The organism is Paenibacillus sp. VTT E-133280 (genome assembly GCF_002264385.1).
Taxonomy (GTDB): Bacteria; Bacillota; Bacilli; order Paenibacillales; family Paenibacillaceae; genus Paenibacillus_AQ; species Paenibacillus_AQ nitricinens.
On record NZ_NFUX01000035.1, the window covers coordinates 39,464 to 62,734 of the forward strand.

The 23,271-nt window shown below is 46.0% G+C and carries 24 protein-coding genes and 1 other annotated feature; of the genes, 18 read left to right on the forward strand and 6 right to left on the reverse strand.

All coding sequences use genetic code 11. The features are described 5' to 3' along the window. Nucleotides 1–142: 142 nt before the first annotated feature. Nucleotides 143–1,054: an ABC transporter ATP-binding protein gene (locus CA600_RS16315; protein WP_094871465.1), complete on the forward strand. Its 912-nt coding sequence runs from the start codon at nucleotides 143–145 to the stop codon at nucleotides 1,052–1,054. Next, complete coding sequence (locus CA600_RS16320) at nucleotides 1,047–1,835, forward strand: ABC transporter permease (RefSeq protein ID WP_094871436.1); 789 nt, start codon at nucleotides 1,047–1,049, stop codon at nucleotides 1,833–1,835. Before CA600_RS16315 ends, CA600_RS16320 begins: the two co-directional genes overlap by 8 nt. Before the next feature lie 9 nt (nucleotides 1,836–1,844). Here CA600_RS16320 and CA600_RS16325 read toward each other — a convergent pair whose 3' ends face one another. Together CA600_RS16325 and CA600_RS16330 are read right to left on the reverse strand one after the other, a co-directional pair. Then, nucleotides 1,845–2,294 carry a bactofilin family protein gene (locus tag CA600_RS16325; protein ID WP_094871437.1) on the reverse strand — a complete coding sequence of 150 codons (450 nt, stop codon included), beginning with the start codon at nucleotides 2,292–2,294 and terminating at the stop codon, nucleotides 1,845–1,847. Nucleotides 2,295–2,334: 40 nt separating this feature from the next. Then, entirely contained in the window at nucleotides 2,335–3,453 is a 1,119-nt protein-coding gene (locus CA600_RS16330; protein WP_256989880.1) for a M23 family metallopeptidase, read from the reverse strand. A 207-nt stretch (nucleotides 3,454–3,660) separates the two neighbouring features. On the opposite strand from CA600_RS16330, the gene cls reads away from it, so the two are divergent. Next, nucleotides 3,661–5,091, forward strand: a complete 1,431-nt coding sequence (gene cls, locus CA600_RS16335) for a cardiolipin synthase (RefSeq protein ID WP_094871438.1) — start codon at nucleotides 3,661–3,663, stop codon at nucleotides 5,089–5,091. 240 nt (nucleotides 5,092–5,331) lie between these two features. Continuing rightward, nucleotides 5,332–6,171, forward strand: coding sequence for a YitT family protein (locus CA600_RS16340; protein WP_231573468.1), 840 nt, complete (start codon nucleotides 5,332–5,334; stop codon nucleotides 6,169–6,171). 202 nt (nucleotides 6,172–6,373) lie between these two features. Here the strand turns inward: CA600_RS16340 and CA600_RS16345 are convergent, their stop codons facing one another. Next, the gene (locus CA600_RS16345; protein WP_094871439.1) at nucleotides 6,374–7,258 is read right to left on the reverse strand and encodes a DNA polymerase domain-containing protein; all 885 of its coding nucleotides are present in this window, start codon (nucleotides 7,256–7,258) and stop codon (nucleotides 6,374–6,376) included. A 143-nt stretch (nucleotides 7,259–7,401) separates the two neighbouring features. Here CA600_RS16345 and CA600_RS16350 point away from each other — a divergent pair, with 143 nt between their 5' ends. From CA600_RS16350 to CA600_RS16365, 4 genes are all read left to right on the forward strand, one after another. Next, nucleotides 7,402–7,989, forward strand: coding sequence for an RNA polymerase sigma factor (locus CA600_RS16350; RefSeq protein ID WP_373455887.1), 588 nt, complete (start codon nucleotides 7,402–7,404; stop codon nucleotides 7,987–7,989). Beyond that, on the forward strand, nucleotides 7,947–9,137 hold the full coding sequence (locus tag CA600_RS16355) for a hypothetical protein (protein WP_094871441.1): 1,191 nt from the start codon (nucleotides 7,947–7,949) through the stop codon (nucleotides 9,135–9,137). Before CA600_RS16350 ends, CA600_RS16355 begins: the two co-directional genes overlap by 43 nt. 155 nt (nucleotides 9,138–9,292) lie before the next feature. Further along, nucleotides 9,293–10,108: a hypothetical protein gene (locus CA600_RS16360; RefSeq protein WP_094871442.1), complete on the forward strand. Its 816-nt coding sequence runs from the start codon at nucleotides 9,293–9,295 to the stop codon at nucleotides 10,106–10,108. Nucleotides 10,109–10,134: 26 nt separating this feature from the next. Continuing rightward, on the forward strand, nucleotides 10,135–10,941 hold the full coding sequence (locus CA600_RS16365; RefSeq protein WP_094871443.1) for a hypothetical protein: 807 nt from the start codon (nucleotides 10,135–10,137) through the stop codon (nucleotides 10,939–10,941). A gap of 47 nt (nucleotides 10,942–10,988) precedes the next feature. Here CA600_RS16365 and CA600_RS16370 read toward each other — a convergent pair whose 3' ends face one another. Both CA600_RS16370 and ku read right to left on the reverse strand, forming a co-directional pair. Further along, the gene (locus CA600_RS16370) at nucleotides 10,989–11,936 is read right to left on the reverse strand and encodes an ATP-dependent DNA ligase (RefSeq protein ID WP_094871444.1); all 948 of its coding nucleotides are present in this window, start codon (nucleotides 11,934–11,936) and stop codon (nucleotides 10,989–10,991) included. Nucleotides 11,937–11,948: 12 nt separating this feature from the next. After that, nucleotides 11,949–12,917: a non-homologous end joining protein Ku gene (gene ku / locus CA600_RS16375; RefSeq protein ID WP_094871445.1), complete on the reverse strand. Its 969-nt coding sequence runs from the start codon at nucleotides 12,915–12,917 to the stop codon at nucleotides 11,949–11,951. A gap of 139 nt (nucleotides 12,918–13,056) precedes the next feature. On the opposite strand from ku, the gene CA600_RS31275 reads away from it, so the two are divergent. The 7 genes from CA600_RS31275 to CA600_RS16410 all read left to right on the forward strand — a co-directional run bounded on the left by CA600_RS31275 (nucleotide 13,057) and on the right by CA600_RS16410 (nucleotide 18,996). Next, nucleotides 13,057–13,227 (forward strand): hypothetical protein, encoded by a 171-nt coding sequence (locus CA600_RS31275; protein WP_179281640.1) that lies wholly within the window; start codon nucleotides 13,057–13,059, stop codon nucleotides 13,225–13,227. Between the two features lie 31 nt (nucleotides 13,228–13,258). After that, entirely contained in the window at nucleotides 13,259–13,444 is a 186-nt protein-coding gene (locus CA600_RS16380; protein ID WP_094871446.1) for an H-type small acid-soluble spore protein, read from the forward strand. A 211-nt stretch (nucleotides 13,445–13,655) separates the two neighbouring features. Continuing rightward, nucleotides 13,656–14,138, forward strand: coding sequence for a tRNA (adenosine(37)-N6)-threonylcarbamoyltransferase complex ATPase subunit type 1 TsaE (gene tsaE, locus CA600_RS16385; RefSeq protein WP_042185258.1), 483 nt, complete (start codon nucleotides 13,656–13,658; stop codon nucleotides 14,136–14,138). Nucleotides 14,139–14,143: 5 nt separating this feature from the next. Next, complete coding sequence (gene tsaB, locus CA600_RS16390; protein ID WP_094871447.1) at nucleotides 14,144–14,980, forward strand: tRNA (adenosine(37)-N6)-threonylcarbamoyltransferase complex dimerization subunit type 1 TsaB; 837 nt, start codon at nucleotides 14,144–14,146, stop codon at nucleotides 14,978–14,980. Next, complete coding sequence (gene rimI, locus CA600_RS16395) at nucleotides 14,977–15,501, forward strand: ribosomal protein S18-alanine N-acetyltransferase (protein WP_094871448.1); 525 nt, start codon at nucleotides 14,977–14,979, stop codon at nucleotides 15,499–15,501. The genes tsaB and rimI overlap by 4 nt, the downstream gene beginning before the upstream one ends. Further along, nucleotides 15,498–16,547, forward strand: coding sequence for a tRNA (adenosine(37)-N6)-threonylcarbamoyltransferase complex transferase subunit TsaD (tsaD, locus tag CA600_RS16400; RefSeq protein ID WP_094871449.1), 1,050 nt, complete (start codon nucleotides 15,498–15,500; stop codon nucleotides 16,545–16,547). The genes rimI and tsaD overlap by 4 nt, the downstream gene beginning before the upstream one ends. A gap of 391 nt (nucleotides 16,548–16,938) precedes the next feature. After that, nucleotides 16,939–17,221: a binding site (T-box leader), on the forward strand. A 239-nt stretch (nucleotides 17,222–17,460) separates the two neighbouring features. After that, nucleotides 17,461–18,996 carry a 2-isopropylmalate synthase gene (locus CA600_RS16410; protein ID WP_094871451.1) on the forward strand — a complete coding sequence of 512 codons (1,536 nt, stop codon included), beginning with the start codon at nucleotides 17,461–17,463 and terminating at the stop codon, nucleotides 18,994–18,996. A 406-nt stretch (nucleotides 18,997–19,402) separates the two neighbouring features. Here CA600_RS16410 and CA600_RS16415 read toward each other — a convergent pair whose 3' ends face one another. Then, nucleotides 19,403–21,343: an ABC-F family ATP-binding cassette domain-containing protein gene (locus CA600_RS16415; RefSeq protein WP_094871452.1), complete on the reverse strand. Its 1,941-nt coding sequence runs from the start codon at nucleotides 21,341–21,343 to the stop codon at nucleotides 19,403–19,405. Nucleotides 21,344–21,586: 243 nt separating this feature from the next. On the opposite strand from CA600_RS16415, the gene CA600_RS16420 reads away from it, so the two are divergent. From CA600_RS16420 to CA600_RS16430, 3 genes are all read left to right on the forward strand, one after another. Continuing rightward, the gene (locus tag CA600_RS16420; protein ID WP_094871453.1) at nucleotides 21,587–22,222 is read left to right on the forward strand and encodes a 5-formyltetrahydrofolate cyclo-ligase; all 636 of its coding nucleotides are present in this window, start codon (nucleotides 21,587–21,589) and stop codon (nucleotides 22,220–22,222) included. 3 nt (nucleotides 22,223–22,225) lie between these two features. Beyond that, entirely contained in the window at nucleotides 22,226–22,699 is a 474-nt protein-coding gene (gene moaC, locus CA600_RS16425; RefSeq protein WP_094871454.1) for a cyclic pyranopterin monophosphate synthase MoaC, read from the forward strand. A gap of 79 nt (nucleotides 22,700–22,778) precedes the next feature. Further along, entirely contained in the window at nucleotides 22,779–23,264 is a 486-nt protein-coding gene (locus CA600_RS16430; RefSeq protein WP_094871455.1) for a MogA/MoaB family molybdenum cofactor biosynthesis protein, read from the forward strand. Nucleotides 23,265–23,271: the final 7 nt, after the last annotated feature.

Below are 23,271 nucleotides of genomic sequence, written 5' to 3' on the forward strand. Positions count from 1 at the left end.
GCCAGGTCCTTTTTTGTTCCAATTGAATCGAATTCTCGGTCTAAACAACGTTAGACTGTTTCTTTTTTGTAATTTTCTGAAAAAAACGGTATGGTAAACTTGTTTGTAAATGAAAGGAAGTGATACTGTGTCAAATACAGAAATGATGTCTGAACCTGTTGCCCGTCTGCAGGGAGTTACCAAGAAAATAGGCTCTAAGACGCTGGTGAGCAATTTAACGCTTGATATCCCACCGGGTCAAATATTCGGGTTTTTGGGACCAAACGGAGCAGGGAAGACGACAACAATACGAATGATGGTGGGATTAATTTCCATTAGCAGTGGGGATGTCCTGATTAGTGGTCATAGTATTAAAAATAATTATAAAGAGGCTATTGCAAGTGTTGGGGCTATTGTAGAAAATCCTGAAATGTACAAGTTTCTGTCCGGGTATCAGAATCTTAGACAATTTGCACGGATGGTACCGGGAGTCAGTAAGCAACGGATTGATGAGGTTGTGGAGCTGGTCGGGCTTGGTCAAAGAATTCATGACAAAGTGAAGACTTATTCCCTAGGTATGCGTCAGAGACTTGGAGTAGCTCAGGCACTACTAAACCGACCAAAGCTACTGGTTCTAGATGAACCAACCAATGGGCTTGATCCACAAGGCATACGTGAGCTTCGTGACTATCTGCGCCTACTCTGTCGTGAAGAAGGAACAACCGTATTTGTCTCCAGCCATTTACTTTCCGAAATGGAGCTCATGTGTGACAGTGTAGCCATTATTCAGAATGGGCAACTGCTTGAGGTAAAACAGCTAAAAGAGGTGGGCAATGTTACAATGCCTGTCGGAGAAACCTTGTTTGAGGTTGACGATGCTGAAGCTGCACTTGCTCTCATTGGACAAGGAACATTAAAGAGCGGTGGGCTTGTAGTTGAGGCGGCACGTGAAGATATTGCGGAGTTTAATGCCAGACTAGTGGCTGGTGGGATTAAAGTGTACAGTATCAAATCACTTGCCCGTACACTTGAGGATCAATTCTTAGAGGTTACAGGAGGTGAAGGAATTGAGTAATTTTACAGCGTTGATACATAATGAGAACATCAAGATATACAGTCGTGCTCGCACATGGATTATGCTGATTATTCTAGCAGTGTTTAGTGCGTTTCTTCCGGCTCTTATGTATTTCACAACGGATAACCCTGCATCACGCTTAGGCGTTTGGGACAGCTTCCAAATGATAGTGAGTGTTGTATTCTTCCTGAATACGATCTTCGTTGTTGTTATAGCCGCTGACTCCGTAGCGGGCGAATTTACCTGGGGAACCATCAAAATGCTGCTGATTCGCCCGTGGAGCCGTTCCCAGATCTTGCTCTCGAAATACATTAGCATTGTGTTGTTTAGCTTGCTTTGTACTGCAGTGTTGATTGTTTTTGGTTTAGCTGCATCGTTTATTTTCGCCTCACCAACTGGAGACACACTGTCTTCGATTGCAGCTTGGAGTCCTGCTGAGTATTCCTTTATAGATCTCCTATGCCGCTATGTCACTCTTTTCTTGACGGTTACACTTGCTTTTATGATCTCTTCCGTATTCCGGGCAAGTGGATTGGCGATTGGTTTATCTATGTTCATCATGTTTGCCCAAGGTATTTTCGCTGCTTTGCTTAATCCGGATGTGTTCGAATGGGCCAGATATTTAATTTTCACTCATATGGATCTAAGGGTCTACATGGGATCTGATGTTGGTCCAGGTGGTGCCACACTAGGCTTCTCCATTGCTGTGCTAGCAGTGTATTATGTTATATTCTTAGCAGTTTCCTGGTTTGTCTTCCGTAAACGGGACGTTGCTGGATAAAAAATAGGATTAACCGGCTTCAAGCGTTTCTTCTGCTTTGGAGGAACGTTTTGCTGACTTGTCCTTTTTCGTATTACTTTTGAGCTCACCTGCTTGTTCAGAGGTGGGCTGTTCCTGCATGGCGATGGACCCGTTAAGCAGGCTGCCCTCCATAATACTGAGTGCTCCTGCAGAAATATTACCGTGTAGCTCGCCAGTACCAGTCATAATGAGCCTACGATCTGCGGTAACATCTCCATATACTTTACCAGCGATAACGATCTCTTCTGCTCTAATACTGGAGCGCACCGTGCCTTCCTCCCCTACAGTGACTACACCACTGCATATAATTTCTCCGCTAAAGGTACCTTCAATCCTCAGGTTCGTATCACAATGTACTTTACCCTCGAGCGTACCCCCATGACCAATCAGAGAGTCCGTAGACTTGAAAGGGGCACGCTGCTGCCGCTTGTTCCACATGTATAAATTCCTCCTAGTTCATATATTTTCACATTAACATTTAGGGTTTAACATAATCCAATGGATCCACAGTTTTATTCTGCTTCACTACCTGAAAATGAAGATGAGGTCCTGTGCTTCGACCAGTGTTTCCAAGTAAGCCAATCTTCTGCCCCTTGTTAACCTTGTCTCCCGCAGATACATTCATTGCCTGCAGATGCATATACCAGGTTTCAAGCCCGTTCGAATGCTTTATCACGATATACTTGCCTCTCGCACCCATCTGCTCGGAGGTAACGACCTCTCCGTCTAAGGCGGCATATACAGGATCGCCTAAGTTCCCGGCAATATCGACACCTGAATGGAACGCGGATAAGCCTTTGAAAGGATCTGTTCGGTAGCCGAAGCTTGAGGAGATGACCCTAGAATCGGTAGGCCAGAGTACCGCTGCATTTAGTCTGGCTTTTTCAGCCTGAGCTTTTTTTGCCTGTTGATTTGCTTGAACGTTATTCTCATGCTCGGCCAGAGTGATAGTCTGAGTAATACTTTCTACCATTTCATCGAGCATACCGTGGATCTCTTCGAAATCGTCTTTTGTTTCCTCCACCAGATTTAGTGATTCGTTCTGATAAGACGCGATATATTCTCCGCCTACCTGTGATGTGATTGTAGCTTTAAAAGATGTCTCATTTGGGATTGGCATAGCGTTACGGCTCGATAAGCCTAAGGTTGAATTTGAAGCAGTAGATCCCGTTTTTGATTCTTTTGTTTCAGTGGCGGAGCCTTTGCTTTTGTTAATCAAAGACTGCAGCTCCTGTTCCAGCGCATTTACACTCTTCAGCTTGTCTTTAATATGATCTGCCTCTTCTGATAGCTCGCTGACTTGAGTACGAAGCTGCATTAGATCCTTATCCTTGTCAGCGACCTTCATTTCCATGCGGAGATTGGTTAGTGATAGTGCGGCTGCCTCAGCTTCCAGTTGTGAGATCGACTGCGAGGCATGGAAATGCATAGAGGTGACCAGACTGGAGAGGGACAGGGCTGCTGCTGCCGGCAGGGCGAACGCAAGTGGCTTGGAGATGTGGAGTTGTTTGACTGGGCGTCCGGCGTCCCTTACGACGAGCAGCGTAATCCGGTTATGATCTGGCTGACTCTTCATGGCTTCTCCTTTCTGCGGCATATGGCAGCCGCCTTACGATACACGAAGCTAACGACCTTACTTGCATTAGGCTCATCCCGAATTGTCTTACTACTCTATGTATTCCATATCTTTCGGGAACATGACAACGGTTTGTTTGAATAAAGAAAGAGAGTTACGGCAAAACCTGTACTAGAGTCGCCGCAGCGAGTCTATTGCAACTGTTTTATTAATGGAGGGGGTAGGGAATTGAAGACCTTTGCGATAATTCTAAGTCTTTTTATTGTACAGCTCGCAGTTATTGTATTTTTGGAGTTCCGTCGCCCGCAAAGGGCTATGGCGTGGTTGTTCATTTCATTCTGTTGTCCGCCGCTGGGTCTGGCATTCTATTATTTTCTGGGCCGTGATTATAGACAGAATCGGAAATTAAACAAAAGATGTACTTCACTATTTCGTGAAATTCGTTCACATGTCTCTGGCAATATTAAGGTAGTAAAGGATGTTACTGAGAGTGGAAACGCTCAGTTTGAGAATAATAAAGGTCTATTGGATTTACTCTCGAAAATCGCAGAAGGACCGATTACTGGTCACAACAAGAGCAGGGTATTATCCACTGCTAGAGAAGCGTATGATGCTATGCTGGAAGCTATGGAAGAGGCGAAAGAACATATACACATGGAATTCTATATTTATCGTGATGATGAGATTGGTGAGCAATTTCAAGATGTTATGATTCGGAAGGCGCGACAGGGCGTTAAGGTACGCTTGCTTTGTGATGGTTTGGGCAGCCATCAATTAAGCCGGAGATTCATTCGTACATTGAGTAATGCGGGAGTAGAGTTCCACTTTTTTTTACCTCCGATTAGTTCACTGTTGGATCGTCGTTTTAATTTCCGCAATCATCGGAAGATCCTGGTGGTGGATGGGCTCGTTGGCTTCACGGGTGGAATGAATATAGGGGATGATTATTTGGGGAAGGATCCCAAAATGGGATATTGGCGTGATACCCATCTGCGTCTGGAAGGAGACTCGGTATATTACATTCAGTATGTGTTCTTAAAGGATTGGACACTGGCCTCTGGCGAAAGTATGAGTCATCCGCGTCTATTCCCAAAACATACTTGTGAGGCGCAAGAAGCCGTGCAGATTGTTGGGAGTGGCCCGGATGCTGCAATAGACGCTTCTCAGGAGATGTATTTTGCCGCCTTATGCGCAGCTAAACAGCGGATTTGGATTACTTCACCGTATTTTATTCCTGATCCTGCCATATGCCGGGCATTGAAAAGTGCAGTACTTCGTGGAGTGGACGTAAGAATTATCATTCCGGCGAAGCCTGATAATATGCTTGTTTATCATGCTTCTTTGTCTTATTTAGAAAATTTACAAGACGCAGGAGTGAAATTCTACAGCTATACCAAAGGATTTATGCATGCCAAAATTATGATTATCGATGATCTGCTCGCTACAGTGGGAAGTGCAAATCTGGATATGCGCAGCTTTTATTCTAACTTTGAAATGACAGCTGTGCTGCTACATCCTGATGCTATCTCTCCGATAGTCAAAGGGTTTGAGAAGGATCAGAAGCACAGTGAATTTATTGATCCTGTAAAGTTTAAGGAGAGAGGGCGAATTGTCAAACTCGGTGAAGGGCTGTGTCAGTTGTTATCTCCGCTATTATGAGCGGAAAGAGGACTAAATCTGAATTTTTCGAAGGATATAACGTGTTCCATTCATTATTAGGGCTTATTTTGTGATATAATAATTGTATAAGAAGAAATGTAAGAAAGTATAGATTATAATTATACTTCCGAATGTTTCAACACTATACTGTTAAATTGTAGGGGGAGTTCTATGAATGTGAGTCCACAAATGATTGCCAAAGAGGAAAAGAACAAGCTGCAGAAGACCGGAACACATAAAATGGCTAAGTTCGCGCAGCGTATGATCATGTTATCCATTGGGGCAGCAATGATGGCTGTTGCACTTGAGATATTCCTCGTACCGAATCAAATGATTGATGGTGGGATTACCGGTATCTCTATTATTTTATCACATCTATTCGACATTCCTCTGGGGATTTTATTGACGCTGTTAAACCTTCCGTTCTTGTTAATTGGTTATAAGCAAATCGGTAAGACCTTTGCCTTATCTACCTTATATGCAATTGTGCTTATGTCTATTGGTACTTCAATGTTGCATCATGTGAATGCCTTTACGGTTGAGCCAATGCTTGCAGCCGTTTTTGGGGGGATCATTCTTGGTGTAGGTGTTGGGTTAGTAGTACGTTTTGGCGGATCTCTAGATGGTACAGAAATTGTTGCGATTCTAGTGGCCAAGAAGCTTCCCTTCTCTGTAGGTGAAGTTGTTATGTTCTTCAACCTGTTCATCTTGTCCGGAGCTGGATTTGTGTTCGGTTGGAATAATGCGATGTTCTCACTAATTGCTTATTACATTGCTTTCAAGGTAATTGACATTACACTTGAGGGTCTGGATCAATCGAAATCGGTATGGATTATCAGTGATAAATTCCGTGATATCGGTGAAGCCTTGACGGAACGTCTTGGACGTGGTGTTACTTATTTAGATGGAGAAGGCGGATTTTCCGGGGAGAATAAGAAAGTAATCTTCGTGGTTATCACCCGTTTGGAAGAAGCCAAGCTTAAATCCATTGTTGAGGATTGGGATACTGGTGCATTCATCGCAATAGGTAACATTCATGATGTTAAAGGTGGCCGTTTCAAGAAGAAAGCCATTCATTAGCTTGGCACTTTAGTATTATTAACTGAAAGAAGGTATTTTTACGAATAATGGAGCAATAAATACGGTGAACAAGACTCGATATGCCGTATTCTTATACAATATACCTTCTGTCCTTGAGTGGGACGCCTGATAAGCCCGGAGCATGAAATGATGCTGCGGGCTTATTGTTGTTTTTTGGCTCATTATTCGTGTCATTCCATCCCTACGGAAGCTTAGCAATGAGCTGTTTGACGGGTTGCGGAGGCACCTTTTCCAAAAGATCTCCCATCCGTTGCAGGCGTTCCTCAATATTGAGCAGATGAAAATCAGTAGGAGATACGTTTTGCTGAACCTCTTTCCATAGCAAGGGTGTGGATACTGTAGCAAGCGGTCTGGCACGTGGTGTGTAAGGTGCAGCTAATGTTTTGCCACTGTAATGCTGGAGGTAGTCAAAATAGATTTTATCTCCCCGATTCTTCTTCAGACGCTCCAAGGTGAATAAATCGGAGTGCTTTTCAGTGACATAACGACCGACGAAATGTCCGATTTTTCGCAATTCATCAAAAGTAACACCAGTTTCGATAGGAACAATGATCTGCACCCCGGTAGCGCCAGAGGTTTTGGGTACAGAAGATAAACCAAGGGAGGTTAAGACCGTCCCAACGATTGAAGTGGCTTCCATGATACGAGGCTCAACCTCACGTGACGGGTCTAGATCAATCATCCATTCACAAGGTAGAGCGCTGCCGACATAATGCAAAGAAGGATGGAATTCCAAAGCAGCCAGATTACCCAGCCAAATCAGCTCAGGTAAACCTTGTAGCTTAATATAATTAATATTCTCATGTACAGCGGTCTGGACAAAGGCTGGAAGAGGATCAGGTGCATTTTTCTGATAAAAGGACATTCCAGAGACACCGTGCGGATAACGAATGACGGTCAGCAGCCGATCTCGGCAATAGCGCAGCAGATAGGGAGAAAGTGCAGCAAGCTTTTGCAGATAAATCCGCTTCGTAATGCCACATTCTGGCCAGAGCAGCTTCTCTGGGTTCGTGATAATGATTTCTTCTCCGTCTACGGTAATTGTACCTTTGATCGCCGCGGGCATCTGAAACCTCCTTTGCATTATAGGAATGAGGGTATTATGTGCCAGTCTGTTTCTTTTCATGAAAAAAATATTTCCAAAGTGTCCCTTTTGGTTGATCATAGGAGTTATAAGGATATACGATTACGTGAAAGGGGAGTTTGCTGATATTGGACGGAATCGAGTACACCGTCGTTCGGGTACAGGCAGGCGAGGTAGAGTCCTATGCCCTTATCGTCGAGGCTTATCAAAAGCCGATTTACCGCTATTGCTGCCGGCTGCTTGGAAGCCGCACGGAAGCAGAGGATGCGGTACAAGATATTCTGGTAAAGGCCTATCAGCATATAGGCACGTACCGCCCTATCGCGAGCTTTTCATCATGGTTATATAAAATTGCCTATCATCATTGCCTTAGTCTAATCCGCAAACGCCAAAGACATTTAAAGATTATGGCGCTTTTTCAACCCGAGCCTCCTGCAGAAAGTCCGGAACAGTTGATGGACCGTTACATCTTTAACGAACAGCTCACGATTGCCCTCTCAAAGCTGAAAATGGATGAGCGAAATCTGTTAGTACTTCGAATCTTTGAGGAACAGAGCTTTCCGGAGATTGCGGAGATCCTCGATAAAAATACGGATGCCGTGAAGAAGAGATACAGGCGTACGATTACGAAGCTTGGCAAAATGATGAATGCTCAGAAAGGGGGGACGGAATGGTGGGGCAACGGCAACGAAGCTTTGTTGAAGAGAAAATGATAAAAAAAATGGACGCATGGGGTGACTGTGACGATCTAGATGTAAAAGCAGCTGTTATGAAGCGGGTAAGGGCGATTCATGATCAACAGAAAATAATAGATGGAGAAATGGCCCACTTCCGTGACGAGCTGGATTCATTCTCAAAGCCGGGAAATCCCGTTATGCAAAAGCAAGAGAAGATACTCCCGCATCCATCTAGGTTTAGAAAAAGACTTCTCTCAGGGGTATCCGCAGCTGCATTGCTGGGAATGATCGGATTTGGTGCTCTTCAGCTGTCTGGACTTGGGGATTTAGCGGAACATGGGAGCCAGTCTACAATTGATATCACACAGCCTTCGGATGGCGCTATTACATTAGTAAGCAGTGGAGGTAAAGCTATTGTTCAGACGGTTCACAATAATACCCCTGTTCCCACAACCTCTACTGCGATAGAGAAGTATCTAAGCTTATTAGAGACTTATAAAGAGCAGGTGCTTGCTTACTTGAACGTTGGAGAAATGGCTGCTTATTATGTGAATGATCCTGAATTTACTAAGTTGGTCAAAGGTTTAGGTTATGGGAATCAATTGCAGTACGCCTTCAAATCTCCTGTGTATACGAAGTATCAAGATTTCGCAAATGAATTAAAAGGGACTGGCGATTTCTGGCCAGAGCTGCCTTCCAAGCTCACTAATGGTTATGAATTTGAGCAAGCAACTTTTAAAGCCGCTTCTCCTTACGGGTCGATAAACACGGAGCATAAAGAAATGTTTGAACAATTTCAAAAGAAAGCTAAGGCCGATGATACAGGCCAAAAGCTGTTTATGGAGAAGATAACTGTGAATGCCATAGAGAGTGCTGAGGTTACCTATCACAAGGGGGATCAAAGAATTACACTATCCTTGATGCAGAGCGCCTTTAGGGGTTATCCAACACAAGTGTCTATCTTGGAAGGTCAGACTGCTGAAAAATGGTCTATCACAGGTACCGGTAAAGAGGCGGTTTTTATCGCAGCGAGTACAGAGAAGAGGGAACAGACTTGGTCTTCTCGGAATCTTATGTATTGGTATGATGAAGCCAGCCAGATGATCCGTAGTCTAAATGATGAACTGAACAACAGTTTGACCCGTGAACAATGGCAAGTGATTGCCAATAGTTTTATTCGCTAGCTGCTGCTGCGCGTACTTTATGATCCTTTCGTCTTTTGACGAAAGGATTTTTTTATGAGAAAAAGTCCCTTTCTCCCATGCTGAAGTGTTATAGAAGTGTAGTTGAAAAACAGGGTGAAATTACATCTACCCTGTTAGAAGGAGGTGATTAGAACTTGAAGCTTAATAATCAATTCAAAAAAATACTGATGGCGATTTCTGCAGCAGCCCTGCTGGGAATAGGAGTGGTCTTGGGTGGGGAAGTATCTGGCTTGTTCCTTTCGACCGCGTCGGCATCTGGACAGCAGGCTTCAGCACCAATCGATCAGAAGATTCAGAAGCAATTGGATGCTCTCGAAGCAGGATTGAAGGAAGGAACGTTAATGGCTTATTATGTACGTGATAAAGTTTCCAATCCTCAGGATACGATCAGCTTCTCTGGCAAAGGATTTGTTTTTAAAGACTATAAATCTTTTGCAGCTAAATTTAAAACGTTAAAGGGGCCGTCTACTCCGCAGCCTGGCAATCTTCCTAAAGGCTTCGCGCTGGCTACAGCTATCATTTACCCACCGGTCGTAGCTAATGATTCAGATCTGTATTTACAGTTAGAGCAGGAACTAAAGGCAGCAGCAGCGGCAGGTGAGCCCAATAAACAGTTGTTCAGCAAAGTTGTTAGCTGGAGCCAGACTAAATTGTCTATGCAACTGTATGCCAAAGGAAAAGCCAATTTTAGCATCGTAACTGGGACGCCGCCCGCCAAACTCCCTGAAGGAGCGGTACCTTTTGTACGAGCTACGGAAACTAAGAAAGAACTGACGGTCAACGGAAAGAAAGTAGTGCTTACAACCGATTCCGCTAAAGATGCAAGCTTCAATACTAAACTAGTGTGGTTGGATAACTCAGGAACAGTACAATATACCCTTTCAGACAATCGGGCCAGTAAACTGACGACAAATGAAATGTTGGCTGTAGCTAAAAGCATGATCAAATAACCAAATGGTTAAAGGAGGATATCGTAGTGATTATTAAAAAAAGCGCGGCTATTACGGCTTTAAGCTTGTTAGTGTTAATGAGTGCGGTGAGTGGAACAGCAGGCGCAGTGCCTGCGGGAAGCAATAATAAAAGCAAAGCTACCGCACCTGTTGAACAGAATACGCCAGTATCGCCAACGATTGAAGCTTTGATTGTCAAAGAGAATACGGTTCCCTTAAAAGCGGGCGAAATTAAGATCCTATATGTAAATGACCTAAAATCTAATCCATATGAAACCTTGAGTATAAACTATATGCCATTCAGATTTAGTTCTACAAACGAAGCAGCGCAGAAGTTATCTTCATTAAGCGGGAAGTCACTCCTGATTCCAGCTTCACTCCCAGAAGATTATAAGCTGCAGGATGTCGTTTTAAATCCAGTGATTCCGATGTTTTTCAGTACAGAGTATAAGACCCTCAGAGATCAGATAAAAACCAAAGCAAAAGCTGCGGGTAAAAAAGTGATTTCGCAAAGCTTGAAGTGGAGCGATACAGAAACTTCTATCACCTATTTGCGAAATGGGGAGAGAGTGAATTTAAAATCTGCTCCAGCATTTACGCTTCCGGAAGGGGTTACTTTAGCGCAGTTGCCTGGAGACCAAGATGAGAATTTGACCATTAATGGAGTTGAGTCTGTATACACTGTGTTTGGACCTCATCATGGAGATCTTAAAGTTCAGCTTGTATGGTCTAGTGCGGATGGAAGTATTGATTATAAGCTTACGAGTACAAAAAATACTGCACAGACAAAAGCGGAGCTGGAGGCCATTGTAACAAGTCTTACAGCGCAATAAACAACGTCCTCCCGATACGGTCGGGAGGACGTTTTTTTGGAAAGAGCTCATCCTTTTTGCTCCATAGTGCATGAATCCGGAGGAAGATCGACTTTAGCTTGAGTAACTGGCTGACGCAGAGTGCCTGAGGTATTCCATTCCAGAAAATGAACTTTGAAGACAAGCTTTGGTTTTATCCAAAAAGCATTCTTGCCTCGTTGTGGAACCTCTGCAAAGGGCATTTGATCTATTTTTAATTGATGTACCTCCGCAGTTAAGTCGCGTTTATCCTGTACAGTCAATTTGCCAGGTCCGGCATGCCCGATATAGTGTAGATTGCCATCATCATCATACAGCCCAAGAAGTAGTGCGTTTACGATGCCATCTCGGAACGTTACACCCCCAGCTACAGCCACAATGTCAGAAATGATTTTACGTTTCTGCCAGCGTTTATCTTTTCCGCCCGGAGCATAAGTGCTGTGGATATCCTTGCAGACGATTCCCTCAAGGCTCTGATTCTGAGCGGCGGCAAACAGTTCCACAGGATCGGTATAACTCGGTACGACTTGTACATGAGGATGGGGCAGCAGAATATCACTTAGCAACTGCTGCCGCGAGCATAAAGGTTGATTCATCGTCGATTGGCCATTGTACAACAGAATATCAAAAATCATATAAATGACAGGAACCTGATACCTAACGACAGAAATAGTGGAGCCATTCTTTAAGCTGTCCCTCCGCATGACCTCGTGGAATGAAGGTTTTCCATCCTTGAGTGCAATAATCTCACCATCAAGAATAACGGAGTCAGCTTTGCAGTAAGCAGATACATCGGTAAGCTCAGGGTATTGCGCTGTACGGTAATTGCCACGTCTGTTAATAAGCTGAGTAGTGCTTCCGTCGTAATAGGACAACATGCGCACACCATCCCATTTAATCTGTGCGATCCACTGATTGCCTGCTGGAAGCTGCCCAGCCAGTATGGGTTCAAAAGGAATAATAGGCTGAAGCTTCATCAGCAGAGCCTCCTAAGATACGGTTGTTTTACTTTTGGGGCTACGACGCTTCGGTTTAGGTGCGATGACTGGAATCGGCCCAGAAGCCTCATTCTGCAGTTCGGCAGGTTGAGCTGCGGCTTTGGTTTTGGAAGTTTTTCTTTTGGCAGCCGGAGTCGCTTTTGTTTTTGTCTTTTTGGAACCTGCTATTGAAGGACCTGGATCTGTAGGAACATGCTGTACTGCTTGAATACTGGCCTGCAATGCAGCCATTAGATCAATTACATTGCTTTCCTGTTTGGCAGGAGCGATATGAAATTCTTCGCCTGCAATTTTATGTGAGATTAGATCAAGCATACGCTGGCGATAATCATCGGTATATTTGGCCGGATCAAAAGGAGTGGACAGTTGTGAAATCAGCAGCTTGGCCATATCCAGCTCTTTATCATTCACCGCCCCTGCTTCGGGCAGGCCCGGCACTTGCGAGATCGGCCGTACTTCATCGGGATAAAAAATGGTCTCTATTGCCAAGCAATCTTCGAGCACACGAATCGCTGCCAGACTGCTTTTCGAGCGAATTGAAATTTTAGCAATGCCAATTTTACCTGTTTGCTTCATGGCCTCCATTAGAAGTCGATAAGCATTTGATCCTGCCTGATCCGGGGATAAATAATAGGTTTTTTGAAAATAAATCGGATCGATCTCCGTCAGGTCAACAAAGTCGAGAATGGTAATGCTTTTGCTGCTTTCGTCGGTCAACTGATCCAGTTCCTCTTTGTCGAAGAGAACAAACTTCCCCTTCTCATACTCATAACCCTTGCCGATTTCTTCCCAAGCCACCTCTTTGTCACACACTGGACATTTACGTACATACGACAGAGGGCTGCCGCATTCTTTATGGATATAACGCAGAGAAATATCCTTATCTTCCGTAGCGGAGAACATTTTAACCGGAACATGCACTAGCCCGAAACTGATGGCTCCTTTCCAAACGGTATGCATGAGAAACACCTCCTGATCTAAGTTAGTCTGCTTTGGGTTAGTATGAGGCAGGAAAGGCTTTTCTAGCCGGGTGCATTTTTTGAGAAGCATGGGAAAATATAAAATCAGGCCTTTAAAGCTGAGGAGGAGAATACAAGGAATGGAACCCAGGGATAACGAGTGGAGCGATGCATTGAGTGAGCAGGATATTCCAGCGGCGGTTGTGGATTGGGATAGTATTATTGCTCCCCCGGAGGCTAGTCAGGTATCTGATTCGGAGAAGCTGGATGCAGAACGAACCCTCGAAGATACATCACCCTTAGAATCGTAAACTTTAGGAAAAATAAAGGAGGAGAATAGTTATGGACGTCAAGCGAGCACAGGATATTTATGCTTCGAAAGAGACGGTAAGTGTACATTTGGATGGCGAGGCTGTATGGATTGAGCATGTGGATGCACAGAACGGAATGGCTACGGTTCAAGTGGGTTCTCGGCCAACGAATACGCATACGGTAGGTGTTGAACGGTTAGAGGAGCAAGAACATTAACAGGGTTTGTTCGAAGAGCTGAGATAATCTAAATCACACTTTTATAAAAGAGACTCTGTATGCTTATCTTTGCGTAGAGGTCTCTTTTTCTATTGTTGGCATACTGGCATGGAAGATTGAATGGGGACAGTTGTTGCGGTGGATGGAGCATACCGATATAATTAATAGTAATGGTTTTTGGCAGGTACATTTTAAAAGGTGGTAGTTGTAGTTGGACAATACAGACGAAACGGTGTTCACTTACCGTTCTTACAGCCTCCAGGATACGGAGTTGCTTGCAGCTGCTCTAGCTACTGCTTCAACGCCAGGGATGATTATCGGTTTGGATGGCGATCTGGGCGCAGGAAAAACAGCATTCTCACAAGGGTATGCTCGGCATCTCGGCGTAAAAGGGATTGTAAACAGTCCTACTTTTACAATTATTAAAGAGTATGAGGGCCGTCTGCCCCTATATCATATGGATGTATATCGGATTTCGCTTCAGGAAGCGGACGAGCTTGGACTTGATGAGTATTTCTATGGGCAAGGGGTCTGCTTGGTGGAATGGAGCAGTATTATTACGGATTTAATGCCGCCGCGGCATATGCATATATACATGGAAACAGTGGGGCCAGATGAAAGAATGATTACGGTGACCGGAATCGGAGAGCCGTATGGTGAGCTTTGCCGGCAGCTGATCCAGAAGTGGGGTTAAGGAATATGACGAATCAGAATACAGAGCCGCGCAAGCGGCTTTTAGCGCTGGATACATCAACTGCAGTATTAGGCGTGGCAGTTACAGAGAATGGGGAACTACTGCATGAAATAAATGCTTCCGGAGAACGGAATCATTCGGTGCATTTACTGCCGATCATTGAGCAGGCGCTGCAAGCAACAGGAACTACTGCTGCAATGCTGGGCGGGATTTCTGTTGGTGTGGGTCCTGGATCGTATACAGGGACGCGTATCGCAGTTACCGCTGCCAAAACGCTGGCATGGGCATGGGATGTCCCCGTTGTCGGTATTTCGAGTCTACATGCAGTAGCATGGGGCGGATATCAAACAGCCCTCAAGAATAACGTGATGACCAAAGCGCCGGAACAAACTACCGAGAATAACAGCTACGGGCCTGATTGGATCATTCCACTAATGGATGCGCGCCGAGGACAGGTGTATACAGGATTATTCGCAGCTGAGGGAAATCATGCTCCTAGCCGTCTTGAGCCTGATGCCATCCGTCTGATGGCAGATTGGGTGGAGTACTTAGCTGAACGTTTAGGACAGGCGTCAGTCGAGGGAAACAAGCCTGCTGTTCTTTGGTTTGTTGGGGAGACTGAAGTTCATGGCAGTGCGGAATCGCTTCGTCCTTTGAAGGATCTTGGCATTTCTATTGCGGTTCCTTATGAAATGGAAGGCCGCTGGACAGGATTTCTTGGAGAAGCGCGGCTTCAGGTAGGGAAAGATGATATCCATAGCTTGATCCCTAACTATACTCAGATCTCAGAAGCGGAGGCCAATCTGCGGTTAAGCAGAGAAGGGGGCTTAAAGAAACTATGACGGAAGCGGAATCAATGATAGCTCAAGAGGCTGAACTTGTTTTTCGTTTGATGAAGCTTACGGATATTCCTGACATTCTTATCATTGAACGGGAAGCCTTCACGATGCCTTGGACAGAGGAAGCTTTTCGCAACGAGCTAACGCATAATCATTTTGCAAAATATATGGTTATGGAGCTGGCAGGTCATATAATCGGTTATGCTGGTATGTGGGCCATCGTGGATGAGGCGCATGTGACGAATATAGCCTTGCTTGAAGCCTATCGTGGACGTAAATGGGGCGAGCGCCTGCTGGAAGAGCTGATGAAGACGGCGTCTTATGTAGGTATGAAGTCTATTACACTTGAGGTACGGGTATCGAACGAGGTAGCACAGAATTTATATCGTAAAAAAGGCTTTCGTTCTGCTGGCATACGCAAAGGATATTATTCCGATAATCGCGAGGATGCGCTCATTATGTGGGCGGATCTGCCAGAGTACGAGGAGCATGGCAATATGGAAGGAAGCGTGGACTTGAAATGAAGACAGAAACGGGCGCAGCTCAGCCTGTACTAATACTTGCTATTGAGACGAGTTGTGATGAAACGTCGGTCGCTGTAGTCAAAGATGGCTCTGAAGTGTTATCCAACATCATCTCGAGTCAGATTGAGACGCATCGCGCCTTCGGCGGCGTAGTACCAGAAGTAGCTTCCCGTAAGCATGTGGAAGTAATTACACTGGTGATAGAAGAAGCACTCGCTACAGCAGGGGTTACACCAGCTCAGTTATCGGCGGTGGCGGTTACACAAGGCCCAGGTTTGGTGGGGGCTTTACTTGTCGGGGTAGTGGCTGCCAAGAGCCTTGCCCTCGCATGGGGGAAGCCGCTAATTGGCACACATCATATTGCAGGACATATTTATGCTAACCGTTTAGTGGCAGAGTTGCAGTATCCATGCATGACACTAGTGGTGTCCGGCGGGCATACTGAACTGGTTCATATGGAGCGGGAGGGTGAGTTTCGAATTATTGGTCGGACCCGTGATGATGCAGTAGGCGAAGCTTATGATAAAGTGGCACGGGCACTAGGATTCCCTTATCCCGGGGGACCCCACGTGGATCGTCTAGCACGCGAGGCGACTGAGGTTGTGCCGTTGCCACGCGTATGGCTGGAGCCGGGTTCTTATGATTTCAGCTTCAGTGGCCTAAAGTCGGCTGTGCTGAATGTTGTGAATCAAAGTAAGATGAAAGGTCTTACACCAGATGTGGCAGGCATTGCCCGCGGGTTCCAAGAATCTGTGGTCGAGGTGCTGGTGGAAAAAGCCGTACGCGCTGTTAAGGCTACTAACTCCAAGCAGTTATTGTTGTGTGGAGGGGTTGCTGCTAATGCTGGATTGCGCGCAGCATTGATCTCACGCTGTGAAGCGGAGGGCATTGAGCTTATTATTCCACCTCCGGTATACTGCACGGATAATGCAGCTATGATTGGAGCTGCTGCTTATGTGAAGTGGCAGCATGATGGCGGTACTCCGCTGGATATGGTTGCAGACCCTGGATTCTCACTGGAACAATGGTCTGTATCCGCCTATTGACATCATTTGGAGCTAACGAGTATAATCAGTTCAATTATATAAGGAAACGCGATGAGCGGAAGTAGTAAGGATACTCTGGGATAATAAGAGAGCTGCGGGTAGGTGCGACGCAGTCGAAGGGGACCTGAACTCGTCTGGGAGCGGAACGGTGGAAGCATTACCGGCAATTGTCGCCGGAACGTTCGTACACCGTCTACGGGTAACCTCCGTGATAGGGTGGTCGAGTACTAACATACTGGGCCGTTGAGTGGATGTTCAATTGGAATCGGTAGTAATTTAACCGGTACAGAGCATCAACAAGAGTGGTACCGCGAAGGTTAACAGCCTGTCGTCTCTTGAATGAGATGGCAGGCTTTTTTGTATGGATTTTGAGTAGTGAGTAATGTATATAATACACGCTAAGAACGGGAGTAGTAGGGAATGACGGTGAACAGAGAGCTGCGGGGTGGTGCGACGCAGTCACCGGATGTCTTGAATCTCGCCCGGGAGCGGAGCGGCGGAAAGAATAGTACGCTGCCTACGGTTGTCCCCGTTATCGGACCTTCCCAGTCCTTCCTGACACGATCAGGATGGACCGGGAAGAAGAGCTGGACGCAGCTTAACGGCTTGATTCTATGAATAGCCTATGCGTCAAAAAGAGTGGTACCGCGGAGGGGTGACCCGCCGTCTCTTTATTAGAGACGGCGGGTTTTTGCGTTCTTATTGAAGTGATTCGGGTTACGGACTCATCGCTACATAAGACGTCAAGAGTGAACGCTCTGCACTTCGCCAATTGTGCAGAGGATTCATTCGTATCAGCTGCCGGCAGCAGTGGGTGGGGAATTTAGCAGGATCACAAGTCGACGTGTGACTCTGCGCTGAAGCATAAGCTAAAGGTAAGATATCCAATAAGAGGAAAACAGGAGGAATTCAGATGATTATTCCAGTAAAGAAACGTATACAAATTTTCGATACGACTCTGCGAGATGGTGAACAGGCTCCGGGTGCAAGTCTAACCCCAGAGCAAAAAATACTGCTGGCCTATAAGCTTGCGGATCTGGGTGTTGATGTGATGGAGCCTGGATTTCCGATATCGAGCCCTGGTGATTTTGCAGCAGTACAGACGATTTCCCGTAAGGTGCGAAATGTGGAAATTTGCGGTTTTGCACGGGCGGTTAAAGGGGATATTGACGCGGCAGTCCGGGCAACCCAAGATGCTGAACGCCGGCGGATTCACCTGTTCATCTCCTCTTCTGATATTCATTTGCAGCATCAATTGCGTATGAGCAGAGCCGAAGTCGTAGCCAAAGCCCGCGAGATGACGGCTTATGCGCGTCAATTCTCTGATGTCGTTGAATTCACGGCGATGGATGCTGCGCGAACAGGAATCGATGATCTGATTGAAATGATTGAAGCTGTTATTGAGGAAGGTGCTTCTATTATCAATCTGCCCGATACGGTCGGATACGCATTGCCACATGAATATGGGGAAATGTTCCGACGTGTGCGGCTGGGAGCAAGAGGTGGAGAAACGGTAAGCTACAGTGCCCACTGTCATAATGATTTGGGGCTGGCTGTAGCCAACAGTCTGGCAGCCATTGATGGAGGTGCGACGCAGATCGAAGTCACTGTCAACGGAGTCGGCGAGCGTACCGGGAACTGCGCGCTGGAAGAGCTTGTGATGGCGCTCGAAACCCGCGGGGATGCAATTGGAGCAGAAACAGGAATTGTGCTTGATAAGCTGTATGATACTTCGCGGCTGATCAGCGGAGCGATGCATTTTCCAATCGCCTATAACAAACCAGTCGTCGGAAGAAATGCCTTCCAGCATGAGTCAGGGATTCATCAGGATGGTTTGCTGAAGGATCGTAGCACCTATGAGATTATGGACCCGGAGCGGCTGGGTATCCCGCGTAGCATGATCATTCTGGGCAAGCATTCTGGCAGACATGCGCTGAAGGACCGTGCGGCGAAGTATGGTATTACGCTGGAGCCTGCGGAGCTGGATGCACTTTATGAATCGTTTAAAGAGACCGCTGACCGACAAAAGGTTGTCAGTGATGATCAATTGCTGCAAATGGTGAGTAGTACTACCGGACAGCAAGCTCAGGTCTATGAACTGGGTGAGGTTCAAGTATTGGCAGGTAGTGCCCAGCGCCGGGTTGCCGCGGTTACGGTTCGCCATTTGAAGTCTGGACAGGAATCCTCCCATACTAGTTTTGGGGATGGTCCGCTTGAGGCTATCATTGCTGCTATTGGGCAAGGAATTTCAGAGGACATAGAATTCTCTGGACTTGAGCTGCATTCCCTCGGAAGTGGGGAGAATGCCCAAGCGGAGGCGGCTGTGATGGTAGAGTGGGAAGGTCTTAAATTTAGAGGCACAGCTACTCATCAGGATATTATCATGGCAGCAGGGATTGCTTATATTGCAGCCTGCAACGCTGCGCTGCTCTCTACACAGATCGTTTAATATGTGTCGTACCCGCTGTCTGATTAAGAGATAGCGGGTTCTTTTTTAGCTTTTGATGACAGGTTTTAGGTGGGGTTATGTCTTTTGTCAAGTTGTGGACAACGTTATCCACATATTCTCTACGAATTGTGTAAAAAGTGCGTAAAATCAGCAATGTCAGCTCTTTTTAAAATGCCCGTATAACCATTTTTGTTAGCAATGAAACATTGTGGGAATTGTGGATAATGTGGATAATTCGGTGGATAATAATTCCTGTAATTCGAAAATACCGATTTAACGCATAAAAAAAGCCCCTAAGGGGCTTTTTTAGCAGGGAGTTATACACGAAACCTGTGTATAGAGCTGTGGATAACTGTTTATGAACAAAATAAGAAATATGAAAAAAATTTATGAAGTGGCTTTTACATTATTCGTCAGCAAGAATTCCCCATTCGTTAAATAAATCTGTAAGCTGAGTTTTTTTGTTCTTCAGATCCTCTTCACGACCTTGAAGTGCTAAATAATCCTGGTAAACTTCAGGTTTAGTCATTTCATTCTCTATAAAAGCGATCGACTCTTCTAGCTCAGCAATGCCTTCCTCTAGCTCAGCAATGCGCCGCTTCCGGTTACGCTCTTCACGCTTGGCTTGCTTGTCCGCTTCGAAGGAGGAAACAGCGTTTTTTTCAGGAACTGGAGCATCCTTGTTGACATTTTTGGCGGCTAATTCGGCGGCATCTTTCGCAATCTCTTCTAATTCTCGTTTTTTCTCAATATAGTCATCGTAGTTGCCAAGGTATTGATCGATCCCCTCGGGATGAAGCTCAAGCACCCGTTCAGCCATTTTATTGAGGAAATAACGGTCATGAGAAATGAAGAGCAATGTGCCCTCGAAATCAATTAAAGCTGATTCTAGAACCTCACGACTGACCAAATCCAAATGGTTGGTTGGCTCATCTAGGATGAGCATATTAGCGCCGCGCAACATGAGCTTTGATAATGCAACGCGTGCTTTTTCGCCGCCGCTCAGCGCAGATATCTTCTTAAGAACATCTTCACCGCTGAAGAGGAAGTTGCCAAGGATCGTACGGATTCTGGCTTCCTCAATCATTGGATATTCACTCCATAGCTCTTCCATTACTGTGTTCTTTGGATTGAGGCGGGTCTGTTCCTGATCATAATAAGCGACCTTTACTTTAGTCCCCCAATTCACAGTTCCAGTTGAAGGCTCACGGGTTCCGGTCATACACTGCAGCAGTGTAGATTTGCCAATACCATTGGGACCGATGAGTGCAGCAGTTTCTCCCCGGCGCAGTTCGAAAGAAGCGTCTTTGAACAAAGGTGGACCATCCTTAAAGGTAACCGCAACATTACGGACTTGCAGCACTTCTTTACCAGACATGAAGTCCGGCTCGAAGGAGAAGCTGGCTTTCTTCAGATCGCCCATCGGCCGATCCATACGGTCCATCTTCTCAAGCGCTTTGCGTCTGCTCTGCGCACGTTTCGTGGTAGATGCTCGCACAATATTTTTCTGAACGAAATCTTCCATTCTTGAGATTTCATCTTGCTGTTTCTCATACTGCTTCATCCGTGCTTCATATTCGGCAGCCTTCAAATCTACATATCGGCTGTAATTGCCTGTATAACGCCGAGATTGATGACGTTCGATCTCTACAATAGTAGTTACAAGCCGATCAAGGAAATAACGGTCATGAGAGACAACCAGAATTCCGCCAGCATAACTGCGAAGATAATCCTCAAGCCATGTTAATGTTTCGATATCCAGATGGTTCGTCGGCTCATCCAGCATTAGAAGATCGGGAGCCTGAAGCAAAATACGGGCTAATGCGAGTCTAGTCTTCTGGCCACCACTAAGTGTGGAGATAGGTGTATCCGGTGGGAACTCCCCGAAGCCCATGCCGTGCAGGATACTACGGATTCGTGTATTCATTTCATAACCGCCGTGATCCTTGAACCAATCTGATCGGCGGGCATATCTTTCGAGCAGTTCTTCGTACCGTTTTGGGTCCTCTGCCAGCTTAGGATCGGCAATGCTTACTTCCATCTCTCTTAGCTCAGCCTCGGCTTCGATCAGCGGTGCGAAAACGGCCATCATTTCTTCATGAATGGTTTTGTCAGATTGAAGTCCGCTATTTTGGGCTAAATACCCGATAGTAGTTTCTTTTGATTTATGAATTTGACCGCTGTCATAGGACATTTCACCAGCCAGAATTTGCAGAAAAGTTGATTTGCCGGCACCATTAACGCCCACGAGTCCGACACGTTCCTTTTCATTTACCTGAAGGCTTATGCCATCTAGTACGTTCTGTATACCATATGATTTTGTAATTCCTGTCGCTTGAAGAAGCATAACGATGAAACCTCCACCCTTGCATATTTCGCTTTGGCATTTACACCTCAGCCTTATGAATAACTTATTCTATAGTTTACATGAAAAGCGTTTCCCAAGCGAGAGCTCGATATATCGGAAGCAGAGAATAACGACCCGGCCCAGAAACACAGTCTATCCACCTTGGCGAACCGGGGAGAAGAGTGGTAAACTGGATTTACAAACAAGGATAAGCTTGGGATAAATATAGGGGGTTGCCGGGCGATGACAAGCAAGGAGTCGGTGATCTCCAAAGCAAAGCAACAACTAAGAACTGAGAAGACCATCGCCCGAAACGAGCTCTCCTCGGACCAGAGAAGGGAATTGTCTTTTCTGGTCTGCAAGCATGCATCAGAGTGGCTGAAGACGAAAGACATAGCCTCATTGATGGCCTATGTATCTTTTCGTTCTGAACTCGATACCAACGTGCTTCTTACACAGGCGTGGAAGGACCAGCGTAGGGTACTGCTGCCGCGTGTCATTCTGGCAAGTGGTGCAATGAGTGTCCATATGGTGAACGCGTGGAGTGAGCTTGAGCCGGGGGCGTATGGTATCCATGAACCTATTGTATCCGGCAAAGATTCACAAGAGATTGAAGTTGTTACACTACCGGATGTTGTGTTTGTTCCGGGGCTGGCTTTTGATCTTCAGGGAGGCAGGCTTGGTTACGGCCGAGGATACTATGATCGATTGCGTGCGTCATGGGAGACGGAAGAGTATGCCGCTGCGAAGCCCCCTGTCTGGATCGGGCTGGCCTTTGGTATGCAACTTGTTCCGAAAGTGCCCATGGATGAGCATGATGCCTTTATGGACATGCTGATTACTGAAAATGGCATAGTGAACTGCCGAAAAGGAGAGTGAGCCGTGGAATTGACCCATTTTAACGAGCAGGGAAGAGCTCGTATGGTGGATGTGAGCGAAAAGGAGATTACGAAGCGGACAGCTGTCGCGCGGAGTAAGATCAAGATGGCGACTGAGACGCTTAGTGCCATCAAGGAAGGCAAGATCAGTAAAGGAGACGTACTTGCCGTTGCGCAGATCGCTGGAATTATGGCGGCCAAGAAGACGTCTGACTGGATTCCGATGTGCCATCCGCTCCCGCTTACCGGTATTGACATCCGCTTCTCCGATAACAGCGAAGATGAACTTTATATAGAAGCAACAGTCCATACTACCGGAAAGACCGGAGTTGAAATGGAAGCATTGACAGCTGTTTCTGCTTCAGCACTAACGGTGTACGACATGTGCAAGGCTCTTCAGAAGGACATGATTATCGGGCCAACGCTCTTATTGTCTAAAAGTGGGGGTAAGAATGGAGATTACGCGCTTGAATCATGATCAGACCTGACGTTCGGTACACTGAAGCAATTGGGCTGCACTGTACAGCCGATTATACATAGAGAGGGAGGACAAACCTATGGCGTGGAAAACAGCAATCCTAACGGCCAGCGATAAAGGGGCCAGGGGCGAACGGGAAGACACGAGCGCCCAGGTTATTCGGGAGCTGGTGGAAGAGGAACTTGGAGGCGAGATCGTTGAATATCGGATCGTGCCTGATGAACAAGATGAGATTATCGCAGCTTTGATAGAACTCACAGATTATTTTCAAGCAGATCTGGTATTGACTACCGGAGGTACGGATTTAGCGATACGCGATGTGACTCCAGAGGCAACCCGGCGTGTAATCGAACGGGAAGTGCCTGGACTTTCAGAAGCGATGCGAAATACGGTGATGCAAAAAAACCGTGCAGTGATGCTTTTCCGCGGGATATGCGGCATTCGTGGACGCACGTTGATTGTCAACTTACCGGGCACACCGAAGGGTGTTCATGAGAATTTAGCAGCCATTATGGATCAACTGCCTGAAGCGTTACTCATGGTAACTGGCCAATACCGTCAATAACATTGTC